The 13,946-nt window shown below is 64.5% G+C and carries 14 protein-coding genes and 1 pseudogene; 5 read left to right on the top strand and 10 right to left on the bottom strand.

Going from position 1 to position 13,946, the window contains the following annotated elements; translation table 11 throughout:
- The coding region (gene traA, locus RQI55_RS24140; protein WP_311276935.1) for a Ti-type conjugative transfer relaxase TraA at positions 1–3,477 on the bottom strand (3,477 nt) is incomplete at its 3' end.
- Between the two features lie 271 nt (positions 3,478–3,748).
- Here traA and RQI55_RS24135 point away from each other — a divergent pair.
- Together RQI55_RS24135 and RQI55_RS24130 are read left to right on the top strand one after the other, a co-directional pair.
- Positions 3,749–4,054 (top strand): hypothetical protein, encoded by a 306-nt coding sequence (locus tag RQI55_RS24135; RefSeq protein WP_020821017.1) that lies wholly within the window; start codon positions 3,749–3,751, stop codon positions 4,052–4,054.
- Positions 4,051–5,715: a type IV secretory system conjugative DNA transfer family protein gene (locus RQI55_RS24130; RefSeq protein ID WP_023512661.1), complete on the top strand. Its 1,665-nt coding sequence runs from the start codon at positions 4,051–4,053 to the stop codon at positions 5,713–5,715. The genes RQI55_RS24135 and RQI55_RS24130 overlap by 4 nt, the downstream gene beginning before the upstream one ends.
- Before the next feature lie 272 nt (positions 5,716–5,987).
- On the opposite strand, the gene RQI55_RS24125 is transcribed toward RQI55_RS24130, so the two are convergent.
- The 7 genes from RQI55_RS24125 to RQI55_RS24095 all read right to left on the bottom strand — a co-directional run bounded on the left by RQI55_RS24125 (position 5,988) and on the right by RQI55_RS24095 (position 9,815).
- Positions 5,988–6,284, bottom strand: coding sequence for a hypothetical protein (locus RQI55_RS24125; RefSeq protein ID WP_006473490.1), 297 nt, complete (start codon positions 6,282–6,284; stop codon positions 5,988–5,990).
- 36 nt (positions 6,285–6,320) lie between these two features.
- A complete protein-coding gene (gene parA, locus RQI55_RS24120; RefSeq protein ID WP_021316632.1) occupies positions 6,321–6,944 on the bottom strand; it encodes a ParA family partition ATPase in 624 nt (207 codons plus the stop codon).
- Between the two features lie 67 nt (positions 6,945–7,011).
- Complete coding sequence (locus RQI55_RS24115; protein WP_006473480.1) at positions 7,012–7,317, bottom strand: type II toxin-antitoxin system RelE/ParE family toxin; 306 nt, start codon at positions 7,315–7,317, stop codon at positions 7,012–7,014.
- On the bottom strand, positions 7,314–7,583 hold the full coding sequence (locus RQI55_RS24110; RefSeq protein WP_006473479.1) for a CopG family ribbon-helix-helix protein: 270 nt from the start codon (positions 7,581–7,583) through the stop codon (positions 7,314–7,316). The genes RQI55_RS24115 and RQI55_RS24110 overlap by 4 nt, the downstream gene beginning before the upstream one ends.
- Positions 7,584–7,860: 277 nt before the next feature.
- The gene (locus RQI55_RS24105; RefSeq protein WP_020817827.1) at positions 7,861–8,739 is read right to left on the bottom strand and encodes a helix-turn-helix domain-containing protein; all 879 of its coding nucleotides are present in this window, start codon (positions 8,737–8,739) and stop codon (positions 7,861–7,863) included.
- A gap of 194 nt (positions 8,740–8,933) precedes the next feature.
- Positions 8,934–9,149: a ribbon-helix-helix protein, CopG family gene (locus tag RQI55_RS24100; RefSeq protein WP_020817828.1), complete on the bottom strand. Its 216-nt coding sequence runs from the start codon at positions 9,147–9,149 to the stop codon at positions 8,934–8,936.
- A gap of 99 nt (positions 9,150–9,248) precedes the next feature.
- Complete coding sequence (locus RQI55_RS24095) at positions 9,249–9,815, bottom strand: recombinase family protein (RefSeq protein ID WP_006473455.1); 567 nt, start codon at positions 9,813–9,815, stop codon at positions 9,249–9,251.
- A gap of 141 nt (positions 9,816–9,956) precedes the next feature.
- Here RQI55_RS24095 and RQI55_RS24090 point away from each other — a divergent pair, with 141 nt between their 5' ends.
- The 3 genes from RQI55_RS24090 to RQI55_RS24080 all read left to right on the top strand — a co-directional run bounded on the left by RQI55_RS24090 (position 9,957) and on the right by RQI55_RS24080 (position 12,976).
- The gene (locus tag RQI55_RS24090; protein ID WP_020820347.1) at positions 9,957–10,568 is read left to right on the top strand and encodes a uridine kinase; all 612 of its coding nucleotides are present in this window, start codon (positions 9,957–9,959) and stop codon (positions 10,566–10,568) included.
- A gap of 319 nt (positions 10,569–10,887) precedes the next feature.
- Positions 10,888–12,399, top strand: coding sequence for an MFS transporter (locus tag RQI55_RS24085; protein ID WP_003830786.1), 1,512 nt, complete (start codon positions 10,888–10,890; stop codon positions 12,397–12,399).
- A 10-nt stretch (positions 12,400–12,409) separates the two neighbouring features.
- Positions 12,410–12,976 carry a TetR/AcrR family transcriptional regulator gene (locus tag RQI55_RS24080; RefSeq protein ID WP_008786762.1) on the top strand — a complete coding sequence of 189 codons (567 nt, stop codon included), beginning with the start codon at positions 12,410–12,412 and terminating at the stop codon, positions 12,974–12,976.
- A gap of 19 nt (positions 12,977–12,995) precedes the next feature.
- Here RQI55_RS24080 and RQI55_RS24075 read toward each other — a convergent pair whose 3' ends face one another.
- Both RQI55_RS24075 and RQI55_RS24070 read right to left on the bottom strand, forming a co-directional pair.
- Complete coding sequence (locus RQI55_RS24075) at positions 12,996–13,754, bottom strand: DUF6118 family protein (RefSeq protein ID WP_006473465.1); 759 nt, start codon at positions 13,752–13,754, stop codon at positions 12,996–12,998.
- Positions 13,755–13,765: 11 nt separating this feature from the next.
- Positions 13,766–13,946, bottom strand: a pseudogene (locus tag RQI55_RS24070) (TraA); the annotation flags it as partial.

Raw genomic sequence — 13,946 nt, 5'->3', positions numbered from 1 at the left:
CAGGATGGAATCTACCTGCGGGTCACGCTCAAGGCTCTTGGTCATGCCGTTCATCTGGCTTTCGACCTTGGCGCGGGCATCGTCGTGCTGCCAGCCGCGAAGCTCCCGGCGCTGGCCCTGTAGCTCCTGCCAGCGTTCAACGAACCGCTCGGCCCTGATATTCGGGTCTTGCAGCGCCGCGTTTTCGCGCTTCATCCCGTCGATAACCTGCGCGACACGCTCCCGGCCGGAAAGCTCGGTCATGGCGCGCACCGTCGCCGGGTCGTTTTGCAACGTCGAGCGCAGCAAATCTTTCATGCCGCCCTGCACCTGGTCGAGCTGCCGGCCGGCATCGCCTATTTCCTGCCGCTGCATGTCGAGGACCGGCAAGCCCTCGCGCCGGTGCTGGTCGATCGACTGATAGGCCCGCGAATAGCGGTCAACGGCGGCCTCAAGCGGCGACTGCCCCCGCGCCCGCTCGGCCAGCCGGTCGGGCGCAGGCGCCTGCCGCAAGCTCCCTTCCCTTTCCGGCCGCTCTGTGCGCTCCTGTGAGGGGGCAGGACGCGCATTGAGCTTGAGGCCGGCGAACATACCGCGCCGCTGCTTCTCGGCCTGCTGCGGCCGTTTCTGGTCGATCTGCGGGCCGTCCGCGCCGGCGCGGTCTGGCTCGCGGCTCTCGGGCGCGGCGCGGCGGCCGAGTTTCAGGCCCTCGAACGGCCGTTGGCGCTGCTGTCGATCGCCGGCGAGATCCTCGCGCGGATCTGCACGAAGATCCTGCGCGAGATCCGCGCGAACTTTTTGCGAGGATCTCCGATCAAGGGCATGATCCCCGGCCGTCGACTCCCGTTCCGCACGTAGCCCGGTGCGCTCGGCCGGAATCTCGATCTCGCTGCGGACGCCCATTTGCTCCGCGATCCCGCGCCGCTCGGCAAAGTCGCGGGTATAGTCGAGCGTCGTTTCCTTCACGCCCGACCGCGACAGGCGGCGCTCTAGCTGGCTATAGGCCAGCTCGCCGGCGTCCTGAACCTTCCATGTGTTGCGGTGCGTCTGCGTCCCATCCGGCAAGGTGACGGGGGTGGAACCCTCATGCTGTAGGCCGATCTTCTCCCCGATCTCGGGCGCGGCCTCCTTCATGGCGCGCTCAAGATCGACGCCCCATAGGGTGCGCTGCTCGCCCTTGTCGTTTTCCAGCGTCACGAAATAGCTGTCGGACTTCTGCGGGTCATGCTCATAGGGCGCGGCCCCATGCTCGACCAGCCGGCCGGCATTGGTGAACTCGTCCTGTGCCGCGTAGAGCTGCACCCCGTCACGATGCCGGGTCATGGCGACATAGGTTAGATGCCGGTCCATCGTCCCCGACGCCATCACATAGGCGCGGTCCACCGTCGCCCCCTGATTTTTGTGAATCGTCGTCGCATAGCCGTGGTCGATCGCCTGATAATCGCCCATCGGCACGGAAACACTATCGCCGCCCCGGCCGTCGAGCGTGGCAATGATGCGGCCCGGCTCGACATGATCGACCGTGCCTAGCATCCCGTTTTTCACGCCAAGGTCGCGGTTGTTCTCCAAGAACACGATGCGGTCGCCGGGCGCGAACTCCCGCTTGCCGTCATTGGTCTGGAAGGTCAGCGCGCCGGCGTCCTCGCCCTGCGCCAGCTCGCCCCGGTCCTGTAGCTCGGCCCGGATCGCGTCGTTGATGGCGCGAACATCGGCCCGGCGATGCGCCATCGCTACGCGGGTGCCGTCCGGGCGCTCGTCGCGATCGGCAAGGTAGTCGCGCACGATCTGGCCCCGCGCGTCCTCGCCGGTTTCGGCAAAGCTGATATTGCCGCGATCCCGATAGGCCGCCAGCCCCTCGGCCGTCCGGTGCGTGGCGAAGTCAACCGACGCCTCCCGCTGCCAGTCCACGCGCTGCCGGCGAATCTCGGACAGCTCGGCATGGCCGATTTCCTCCGTGATCGCCCTAAACGGTGCGCCCGCCCCGATCGCCTGCAACTGCTCATGGTCGCCTACAAGGACGATCTTCGCCCCGCGCGCCTCGGCCTCGCCAACGAAGCGGGCGAGCTGGCGGCTCCCGACCATGCCCGCCTCGTCGATCACGAACACGTCGCCGCGGCCGAGTGTGCCGCGGTCGTTCTCCCAACCGCGGGACCATGACGCGAGGGTGCGGCTCTGGATGCCGGAAGATTCCTCCAAGCCCTCGGCCGCCTTGCCCGACAGCGCCGCGCCGTGGACCTGATAGCCCTCGGCCTCCCACGCCTCGCGCGCGGCCGCGAGCATGGTGGACTTGCCAGCGCCGGCATAACCGACAACGGCCGCGATCCTCTCCGGCCCGGTGATATGCTCGATCGCCCGGCGCTGCTCGTCCGACAGCCGGGCGGAAGCATCGCCGGCGCTGCGCTGAATGGCGGCGTCCTGCCGATCTATCGCCCGCTCGACATGCCGGCGATCGACGCCATGACCATGCGCGCCGTGCATCCGCTGCGCGCTCTCGATCATGCCGGATTCGATCTCGACCATTTCCCGCGTCGAATACCGCGCAAGCTCGATCTCGCCCGTTGCCGGGTCCGCGCGCTCGGGCTGCAACTCGACCAGCGCCGGCGAGGCCATCACCTTCGCAAAGGCGCTCTGGAACTCCTGCGGGTCGTCGTTGATGTAGCGATGCAGCGCCCGCGCAACGTCGTGCCGGTCGAACACGCTCTTTTCGCCGGTGATGAGGGTTAGAACCTGCTCGGGCTTCTCTCGGATCAGCTCGGCATTGCGCCGGGCCGCTTCCTCGTCCAGCCGCGACCGCGACACGTCGAGGCCGCGCCGCTCCATCTGCGTGGCATGGACGCCCATATGCTCGGTCGGCGCGATCTCTAGCCCGCGCTCCATGTGCGAACGATGGTCAATGCGAATATCTAGCCCGGCCATCGCAAGGCGCTCGTTGGCGATCCCCTCCCACCTCTGGCGAAGGTCGCGGAGCTGCATATCGGTCGTCGGCAGGTCGTGCGCCAACAGCCATTTGTTTTCGCGCTCAAGATAGGTCTTGTCGCCTAACCCGCCCTCCGTCACCTGCCGCGTGGTCATAAGCAAATGGGCATGGTGATTGCGAACGTCGCTCGCCTCGTGCGGCGCATGAATGGCGAAGTCCACGGCCGCGCCGTAGCGGTCGGCCAGCTCCTGCGCCATCTCCCGCGCCGCCTCTAGCCGCTGCTCGGCCGAAAGCTCATGCGGCAAGGCAATCTCGAACTCCCGCGCAACGCGAGCGTCCTTCCGCTTCTCGGCAAATTCGGCGGCGTTCCACAAGTCCGACCGATCCCGCGCCCAATCGGCGTTCACGCCTTCCGGCAAGACGATCTCGGCATGTTCAACACCCTGCTTGGCCGTGTAGTCGTGCGTGATCCCGTCGCGCTCGTTGGTCAGCTTCTCCCCGGCACGATAAGCCATTGAGGCGACGGCGCTACGGCCACCCGCCCGCGAAACTGGCTTCATGCTGAAATGGTAGATTGCCAACCCGTTGCCTCGATCCCGTTTCCGCCTTTCCCGCCAGCCTCCAAGCTGGCGGCGCGCTGAGTTACGCAGTAACTCGTAAGTGCGCCCTTCTCAACTCAATCGCTACGCTCTTTCGCTGATCGGTGTGGCGCTCGCGGCAAGGTCGATGCAATGAACTGAGGCCGGAATTGTGCTGCAAAACCGCTGAAAACTCAAGCGCAACAGGCAAACGCTGGAAAAGACGGTCGGGAATGATAGTCTAGGCGAACAACCGGAAAAGGAGATTTGAGGAATGGCGCGCAAAACGATCGAACAACGCTTGGCCGAACTGGATGCGCAGCGTGCCACGCTCAAGGCCCGTCTGTCGAAGCAGGAACGCGCCAACGACACGCGCCGCAAGGTGCTGCTCGGCGCGCTCGTCCTGCATCGCCTCGAACACGGCAAGGATGAAGAATTTTCCCGGCGCTTGGGCGAATGGCTCAAGCGTGAGCTGCCCGACTTCCTGACGCGCCCCGGTGACAAGGAACTGTTTGCCGACCTGATCGACAACGCGCCGGCCGGGGAGACGACAGGCAGCGCCGGGGGGACGGCCGCATGAGTCAGGCGAGACTTGCATGGGGTGCGTTCAAGAACATGGTGCGGCAGGCCGCGCGTGATCCGCTATGGGCGTTCGTCGCTCTGCTCGCCGCACCTTTCCGCATCTGGAAACCGCTTCTCGGGCTTCTGTTCCTCCTTGTTATCGTCCTGTTCGTCGTCGGCTTCGGCGGCCGCTTCGCTCTCGAACAAATCGGCTTTCGCGTCGGCTCGGTTCCGGTTCTCCTGCTCGATCTCGTCACGCTGCTGGTGCTGCTGGCGCTCGCCTTCCGCTTCCTCACCAATCCGCTGATTATCCATTTCGGGGATATGGACGGCGAAACCCACGGCTCGGCCCGCTTCGCCACCGACAAGGAAACCGCCGCCCTCGCCCGCGCCGATTCCGGCCTGCTGATCGGCCGCGACGGCAAGACCGGAAAGCTCCTGCGCTATGACGGCCCGGCCCATCTGCTGACGATGGCACCGACGCGCACCGGCAAAGGGGTGGGAACCATCATCCCCAACCTGCTCACCGCCGACCGCTCCGTGATCTGCATCGACCCCAAGGGCGAAAATGCCAAGATCGCCGGCCGCGCCCGCCAGCAATTCGGCCCGGTCCATGTCCTCGACCCCTTCGGCGTCACCGGCCAGCCCTCGGCCGCCTTCAATCCCCTCGACCAGCTCGACCCGGCCGGCCTCGATGTCGCGGAAGATGCAAGCACCTTGGCCGACGCCCTCGTGTTCGATGAACCGGGCATGGCCGGCGAAGCGCATTGGAACGAGGAAGCCAAGGCGCTCATTGCCGGCCTGATCCTCCATATTGCCGCCAGCGCGCCGCGCGACAGGCGGAACCTCGCCACCCTGCGCGAATATCTCACCCTCGCCCCTGAAGCCTTCGCGGCGCTCCTGAAGGACATGCAGGCATCAACGGCCGCCTCCGGCCTGATCGCCCGCGCTGCAAACCGCCACCTCGGCAAATCCGACCGCGAGGCGGCCGGCGTCCTCTCGGCCGCGCAGCGCCATACCCATTTCCTCGACAGCCCGCGCATGGTCGCCGTCCTCGACCGATCCGATTTCGGCTTTGCCGATCTCAAGCGCCGCAACGTCTCGGTGTTCCTCGTCCTGCCGCCCGATCGGCTCGCCACCTATTCCCGCTGGCTGCGCCTGCTCGTCGCGCAAAGCCTCACCGACATGGCCCGCGATCCCGCCAAGCCGGCCGTGCCGGTCCTCTATCTGCTCGATGAGTTCGCCGCCCTCGGCCATCTGGCCCCCGTCGAGCGCGCAATGGGCCTCATGGCCGGCTACGGCGTCCAGCTCTGGCCGATCCTGCAAGACGTTCACCAGCTCCGCGCCACCTACGGGCAACGCGCCGGCACCTTCCTGTCAAATGCCGGCGTCCTACAGGTGTTCGGCGTCAACGATCACGACAGCGCCCGGCTTGTCTCCGATCTGCTCGGGCAGGAAACCGTTGTGTTCCAGACCATGAGCCGGGCGCTCGATTCCGATAAATCCGGCATCTCCTACGGCGAGCAACACACGGCCCGCCCGCTGCTGACCCCCGATGAGGTCCGCAACCTGCCGCAGCATGTCGAATTGCTGTTCCTCGCCGGGCAACGGCCGATCGTCGCCGGCAAGCTCGCCTATTATGCCGATGCAGAGTTCCGGGGGCTGTATGACGCTGCCTGACGTGACAAGAAGCGGACCCGGCGCATAGCGCCGGGACTTTGTTACGAACGGCCCTCCGGCTCTCTACGGCGCTATTGGGGAGCGCGTTCGCCTCCGGGCCGGCGCGGCTTGCGCCGCGATCCACCCGCCGACCTGGTGCAAGCTCTATTCAGGGAAACGCCACGGCCGCGACGATAGCCCCCCGGCCGGCCCGCTCTCATCATCTAGGGCCGTAGGGACGGCCGGGGGGCGGGCCACGCGCGCAAGCATTAGCGTATTTAGCTATTTACGTATCAACGTGCATAAGGCTCGATCGGCGGCAATCCGTGCTGTGCCAGAACCGCCGAAAGCCCGGCCTCGGCCATCGCCTGAATTGTCGTTCCCTCTGCATCCGCGAGCTGGCGAAGGCGCTGCCAGTCCGATCGCCGGACCTTGACCGTAAGCGCGACAGTCTCGCCCCCTCCCCTCTTTCGCCTCGGCGTCGGGATTTCCACGGCCGGGCGATCGTCCTCGATCGCTGCAAGGCTGGTGGCCTCCGCGCCGGCCTTCGGGCGGGTGAAGGCCGCGAGGCCGGTTGCTTTCTTTGCCATAGGTTTCGCTCCTTCAATACGCGCTTACGTATTTAGCTATTTACGTTCTAACGTGCCTTTAATCCACGCCCACAAAGCCCGGATTTCCTCCGCTGCTTTCCCTTCGGCCTCGAACTCCGTCACGGCGCTGCCAGTCGTGACGGCGCGGGCGAACGCGCGCCGGTCGGTAATCTCGCCGGGAACGATCGGCAGTCCGTAGGCTTCCAGCGCCGCGCGCGTCTCCCCGATCTCGGGCGCACGGAACGGGCAGGCAGACAGGACGAACGCGCCGCGCACTTTCGCGGCCGCCACGATCTCGACGGCGGCCGGGACCGCAGCGAGGTCAAACGCGGACGGTCTGACCGGAATCAAGACCAGCTCCGACCTTCGGGCGATCTGGCCGGCCGCCGGGGCGGCATGGGGCGGGGCGTCCACTACGGCCAAGGTCATGCCCTCGCCCTCGGCCGCCCTAAGCGCGGCGTCCAGCTCCCCGGCCTGCGCCGTGGCGACGATCGGCGTTCCGGCTTCCCGCGCGCTCGCCCATGCGGTCGCGCTCTCCTGTGGGTCCGCGTCGATGACGCAAACCCGTTCGCCGGTCGCCTCGGCCGCCACGGCGGTATGAACCGAAAGCGTGGTTTTTCCGCTCCCGCCCTTCTGGCTCAAAAACGCAATGACGTTCATGCGTCAATCCTTCTTTGCGTGAATACGTATTGAAGCATATAGCTAAGGACGTTACTACGTCTTTAAGCTAGTGCGGCCATTCCTCGGCCGGCCAGTCGCGCGACGTGTGGATGACGCGCACGATCACGACGCTTTCCCGGCCCCCCACGTCCCGCAGCTCATAGGCGATGATGTAGGGATGACGGGCGAGGGACTTTTCATAGGTTCCGCTCACCCGCCCCGGCCGGCCGGTCGCAAATTCGCCGAGCTTGTTCCCGGCGTCCTCGATCGCATCCACGACCCGTTCGGCGGCGAATGGGTTGTCCTCTGCGATATAGCGCAGGATTTCGAGGTTATCCCGCTGCGCCTCAATCGACCAGACAACCGGCCTCATCCGCGCGCGGCTTTCCGGCGCTTCGCTTCCTCGATAACCTCACGCATTTCCGCGACGGCCTGCGCATGGGGGATCACTCGGCCGGCCGCTGCATCAGCCATGCCGCGCTTGATACCGTCGATGATTTCAAGCTCGCGATCGACATAGGCGGCGACGGCCTCGCCGGCGAGGAAGGATTTGCTTCGCTGCGTGTCGTTCGCGATCCGGTCGAGCTTTTCTTTCACATCGGGCCTAACCCGAATCGTCATGGTGGTGCTGGCGGTCATGGAATCGCCTCCGTGTGTTGAATTGTGTACACTCTAGCACGTTTTCCCGGCCGCCGCCATCGCCTTCTATCAAGGTAATACGTTTACACGTCAATACGTATTAACGTAAATAATTAAGCGCCGACCTTGCCCTTCACTCCCTCTCGAAAGCCATAGGACGCTGGTCGCAGGCGCGAGCGGTGCGGATTAGGTAGTGGGGGTGCCGTTTCCCGGCCCGCCTATACGCGGGCCGGAACCGCCGCAGGGCTGCGTAAGCAGCCCGAACAGCGGCGACCGCTTATGTTTTGCCTCTTAGATAAAGATCAGATGGGGATTCAGTCTGGTTATCGGACTCACGTTTCATGAAGTTTTTCGCCATGCGCACAAGGGCCTGTCCTAGCGGGCTATCGCCGGCGTCGATCTGCGTTCGCTCATCGAGGGGCAGGGTGGTCTTGTAGGCGTCGATTGCCTCGCTCCAAGCCCGCTGATCCTGTCCATGATCGGCGGGCGGGGGTGGAGCCTTGCCGAACCGTCCAAGGAACTGCCGGGCCTTCTCCGGCAGGGACAGGCGATAGGCGTTGCTGGCCTGCTGCACCTGTGGGCCGCGCCCTTCGTTCCCGGTCGGCTCATAGCGCCGCAGCCAGTCAATGAAGCCATGCGCCCGCAGATTCTTCAGCGCCCGCACGATCGTATCGCGCGACCGGCCTAGCCGATCCATGATCGTGGTGATTGACGGCTCAAGCCGGCCGGTGCGGAAGTCGATGAGATTGACGAACAGCCGCAGCACGTCCAGCGCCACCGATCCTAGCGGCCCGCTGCGCTCGCCCTTCTCGTGCAAGCCGGCCTCGTTGTAGATTTCGGCCGCCTTCAAGATCGCCTGCACGTCCTTGCGCGTCGTCGGCCGCCATATGCGGCCCTCCGATCGTCCCCGGATATGGCTATGCCGGCGAACTGGTGTCGGGCAGCGTGGGGCAGGGGGCGGAAAGATCAACCCTAGCGCGGTCTGTCCCGATCCCCGCAGGGCGGCCCGGCGCTCATGGGCGAGCGTCGTAAGCTCGCCGGCCTCGTCGTCGGTGAGCTGGCCCGCGCCGTATCGAGTCCAAACCTCCCGCATGATTTCATCAAGCGCGTTCCCGCGCGCGCAGCCGATCGCGGCCGCGTAGTGCGTCCTCAACATATGCCCTCGTCCTTCCTTTTGAAGGACATGACAGCGCGGACGGCAGGCACAGCTTTCCCCGTTTCCGCAAGAATCAATCTTGCGAATTGGAGTGCTCTAGCGTAGATAAGGGGAGACTTTGATGGCCCCGGCTCTACGGTGTGTCTGACGGCCTATAAAACGCTCGACCGCGCCAACGGTCGGGCGTTTTGCCGTTATGTCCCTTGCTTCGCTTCGATATAGAACCTCAACGCTTCCTCGATGATCGGCGCGCGCCCTCGCAAGCCCGCGTCGTCCTTCAGGCGGTCAATCGCCGCGACCAGCTCGCCGGGCAGATCGGCCTGCACAAGAATCCGGCCCTCCGCGCGCCAACGGGCGCGCAGGTTTCGGACACTTTCCAGCTTAACTTGTTCTCGGGTGCGACTCGCCATGTCTACATGAAGAGACGAAATCGCCCGATTCTGCAACCCTTTGCGTAAGGGGGCGAGAAAGGCACTACTTCTAGGGCCGGGCGACTAAACGTAGTTGCGTCAATGCGTATCCACGTCAATGCGTTCTATGGCCCGGTAGAGGGTAGAGCGATGCACACCCAAGAGCCGGGCAACCTCGGCCGGCTTCTTGTCCTCGCTGATGAGCTGGCGGGCGTGTGCGATCTGCTCGGCCGACAGGGCAGGGGGGCGGCCGAACCGAACGCCCTTCGCCTTCGCCGCCGCGCGGCCGGCGCTCGTGCGCTCATGGATCAAGCTGCGCTCGAACTCGGCAACGCCGGCGAAGAAAGTCAGCACCATGCGCCCGGCCGGCGTCGTCGTGTCGGCCCACGGCTCGGCCAGCGAACGCAAGCCGGCCTCGGCGTGGCCGATCCGCTCAGCAATGTCGAGAAGATCGCGCGTCGATCGGGCGAGGCGATCAAGCCGCGTCACCGTCACCACGTTCCCGGGCTGCAAATGGTCCAGCATCTTCGCCAGCTCGCGGCGGCCGCGCTGCGCGCCGGATGCCTTTTCCTCGAACACGCGCTTGCAGCCGGCCGCTTTCAGCGCCGCGCGCTGCTGGTCGAGAGTCTGGCCGTCGGTCGAGACGCGGGCATATCCGATAAGCAAGGGCAGGGGCTTCCTCGTGGGCGACATGCCCGGAATCTACCTCGTGCAAACCGTCGCGGAAATCCCTATTATGCGACAAGAAAGCTGTCGCGGGTTTTGGAATTTTTGCGACAACGCAGCATCATCGAAATTGGTTGAACAATGAAGTCGCCTGAACTCCACATACTTGAGAGAATAGAAGCCCTCCGCGCCGAACTCGCACGTCCTGTTGTCGTGGCGCTTGACGGGGGAAGCGGCTCCGGTAAGTCAACGATTGCGGCAAGGTTGGCGAAGCTGACCGACATAGCCTTGGTTACGCTCGATGATTTCTATCAAACGCAGGTTCCCGAATCCGAGTGGCCTCACAAAACCGTGGCGGAGCGGTTGAATCGCGTTTTTGAGTGGGACCGCGTTCGCGAGGCAATAGAGCCTCTACGCAAGGGGGAACCTGCACAGTGGCGAGCTTTCGACTTCATGCAGGGACTAGGCCCGGATGGCACTTACAGCCTCAAGAACGAATTTACCGAAGTCGCGCCAGCGCCCACGATTCTGCTCGAAGGAGCTTATTCCGCATCTCCGTTCCTTCGGGATTTGATCGACCTCGCCGTGATCGTGGATGTGCCGACCAAAGTGCGGCATGAACGGACTGCTGCGCGCGAACAGGGCGCGGAGGGCTTTTTAGCCGCGTGGCACGCTGTTTGGGACGATGTTGAAAGCTACTATTTCGAGCGCGTCTGCCCGCCAAGGTCTTTTGATCTGGTGATCCAGAATTAAATTCCTTCGCGCCCCTTATGTCGCGCAAATCCTGAAACCTGCACCACGTCCGCAGCGGCGCGGAATCCGGGCCGCGACGTGTCGCGAAAGTCAGTCGCACAAGTTTGACTTTCGCACCTGATTTTTGCGACAGATTTTTCCCTGCAAAATCAGCGCCGGCGATTTTGTCGCAAAAATCAGGAATTTCGCGACAAATTGATCGCGCCCCGGAATGCGAAGCCCCGCTGTCGGCCATTGTCTGAAGTTCCTCACGGGCAGGCGCTTGATACTTTACTAACTTGTCTGTAAAGTTTGGCTACTCTCACTGAATGGTGCTATCATGCCTGCCGCCCACTCGAACCGCTGGGTTCTTCTGGTGACCGTCGCCGCCGGTCTCCTGCTTATCGTTCTGGACAATTCGGTCCTCTACACGGCCCTGCCTACCCTGACGCGCGAGCTTGGCGCGACGGCAACGCAAGGGTTGTGGATCATCAACGCATACCCCCTCGTCATGGCCGGCCTGCTGCTCGGCACCGGGACGCTGGGTGACAGGATCGGTCACCGGCGCATGTTCCTCATCGGCCTCGTGCTGTTCGGTGTCGCGTCGATTGTGGCGGCCTATTCGCCTACAGCGGAAATCCTGATCGGGGCGCGGGCCTTTCTGGCGGTCGGCGCGGCGGCGATGATGCCCGCGACACTCGCCCTCATCCGCGTCACCTTCGAGGATGACCGGGAACGCAACATCGCCATTGCGATCTGGGGGTCGTTGTCGGTCGTCGGCGCTGCGCTCGGACCGATCATCGGCGGTTTTCTGCTCGGCCATTTCTGGTGGGGGTCGGTGTTCCTCATCAATGTGCCGGTAGTGGTCGCTGCCTTCATTTCGGCGCTGATCGTTGCGCCGAAGGTGGCCGGCGATGCGACCAAGCCTTGGGACGTGGTGTCGTCGTTTCAGGCATTGGTGGCGCTGTCGGCTTTTGTGATCGCGATCAAGGAATCTGCCCATGCCGGGCAGTCGTGGGCCGTCCCCGCTATTTCGCTGCTGGTTGCCATCCTCGCCGGAGCGCTGTTCGTCCGCCGGCAACTGCGCCTGCCGTTCCCGCTGCTCGACTTCTCGATCTTCCGCAATGCCGCGTTCACATCGGGCGTTCTAGCGGCCGCGTTCTCCCTGTTCGCCATCGGCGGTGTTGAGCTTGCTACGACGCAACGCTTCCAGCTCGTTGCGGGCTTCACGCCGCTGGAAGCCGGGATGCTGGTTTCGGCGGCGGCGCTCGGATCATTGCCGACTGCGCTGCTCGGTGGTGCATTCCTGCATCGTATTGGCCTACGTATCCTTATAGCTGGCGGGCTTGCGGCGGGATCGCTGGCGGTCCTGCTTGCGACATGGGGCATCACTCATGGCCTTGGCTGGCTGATCGCCGGTCTGGCGCTGACCGGTGCCGGCGTAGGTGCAACAATGTCGGTGGCATCAACGGCTATTGTGGGCAATGTGCCTGTGCATCGCGCCGGCATGGCGTCGTCGGTCGAGGAAGTGTCCTACGAGTTTGGCAGTCTGTTCGCTGTCACAATTCTCGGAAGTCTTTTGGCCTACCTCTATACGGTCAACGTCGTGTTCCCCGCCGGAACCTCGGAAGCGGCCCGCGACAGCATGGCGTCGGCGCTGGTCTTTGCCAACGAGGCGGGGGCCGATGGTGTTGTCGTGCGTCAAGCGGCAGGAATCGCATTCGACCACGCCTATACGGTCGTCATGTACGTGGCGGCGGGTGTTCTGGCCGTGGGTGCCCTGATCACCGGCATCCTGTTGCGGCGCTACGGTCCCGGCTCGCAATCGTCAGCCTATCCCACACAACACTAAGGAAGCCGACATGGCGAGAGCCAGCAAGCGCCTCGAAGTGCTTGAAGCCATTGTGAGCATCATCGAGCGTGACGGCCTCACCGCCGTCACCCTCGACGCCGTAGCGCTCGAAACCGGCATGACACGCGCCGGCCTTCTGTATCATTTCCCGTCGCGCGAAGCCCTGATCCTCGCCACCCATGAGCATCTGACTCGCTCATGGGAACAGGAGCTGGAAGCGAGCGCCGGCAACACCTCGGACAGGGCGACAGACGCCGAACGACACGCCGCCTACATCAACACCTGCGCAAGAGCTGCCCGGCGGGTCGAACTACTGCTCATGCTGGAAAGCTCCGACAATCGGCAGCTTGGCGATCTGTGGCAACAGGTCATCGACCGCTGGGCACCTCCTGCGCCGATTGGAAACGACGCTGCCGAGTTGGACAGGTTCATTTCGCGCCTTGCCGCCGATGGGCTGTGGATTCACGAGGCGCTGTCGTCGCGCCCGCTCCCCGAGCAACTGCGCAAGCGTATCGCGGCGCGCCTCGTCGCGATGGCCGCCGGACCTGTTGAGGCGGAAGAAAACCTCCCGAAATAACTGGTGTCCCCCCACAACCCTACTGCGCCGGTGCTGCCGGCGCTTTCACGGTGATGGTGCATTGCTGATCTGAACCGGCCGTGCGCGCGGCCTCGGCGCATTGCCCGATCGCCTCGGCATTGTCGCGCACGAGCTGCGAGGAATCGGCCACGCCGCGCCAGCTTCGGGGATCGGCCACCCGCATCATGGTGACGCCGGCGTTCCATCGGTCCTGACCTATGACGGTCGCCGCAACATGGGTGTCGGCCGAGAAGGGCAGGAAACGCGGCAACAGCAAAATCAGGAATATGCCGACGAACAGCCCGACAAGGCCGGCCATCCATATGCGGAAATCCTGACTTTTCCGGTCGTAGGCGCTTTTCGTATGAGCGGCGAGGTTCCGGCCGGCGCGCTCGAGGTCGGACGCCTGCCGCTCGAGCTGCTGCGCGGCGGTGCGTATCAGGGCCTCGCCGCTGCGCTCGAGGAGCGCCGCATAGTGTGTCGCACCCTGCCGGAGAATAGGCGATTGCTCTACGCCGTGCAGCCGCTCCGCAACATTGTCGAGCGCCTGCACGAGCTGGGCGAGCTGGGGCTTGTAGTCCTGCGCCGGCTCGATCTTTTCGAGCTGGTCGAAAGCCGCTTCCAGCCCGCGCCGCATCACGGTCATTTCCGCGCCGATCTGCGCGCCCTGCGTCTCGATCGTGCGCCGGAGCGCGTCGAACGCGGCGGCCGGGTCGCCGGCGTCCTCGTCCAGTGCTTCCGGCTCGATTCCTTCCCTGTCGTCGTCCAGCTCCGCCATATTCTCCGTGCCTACCTTCCCAAACCGATGCCCCGGCTAAGTTGCCGGCTGCGTGACATTTCCTCTTGCAGCTCGTGGGCGATGCTCTGCCCCCGGCGCTGCTGCTGCCCGATTCCGAGTTCCTGACGGCGATTGCGCAGGATGGAATCTACCTGCGGGTCACGCTCAAGGCTCTTGGTCATGCCGTTCATC

Source organism: Rhizobium sp. WCS2018Hpa-16 (genome assembly GCF_031843705.1).
Classification (GTDB): Bacteria; Pseudomonadota; Alphaproteobacteria; order Rhizobiales; family Rhizobiaceae; genus Agrobacterium; species Agrobacterium tumefaciens_C.
The sequence above is the reverse complement of the archived record's forward strand: the minus strand, read 5'-3'. Positions and strand labels throughout refer to the sequence as shown.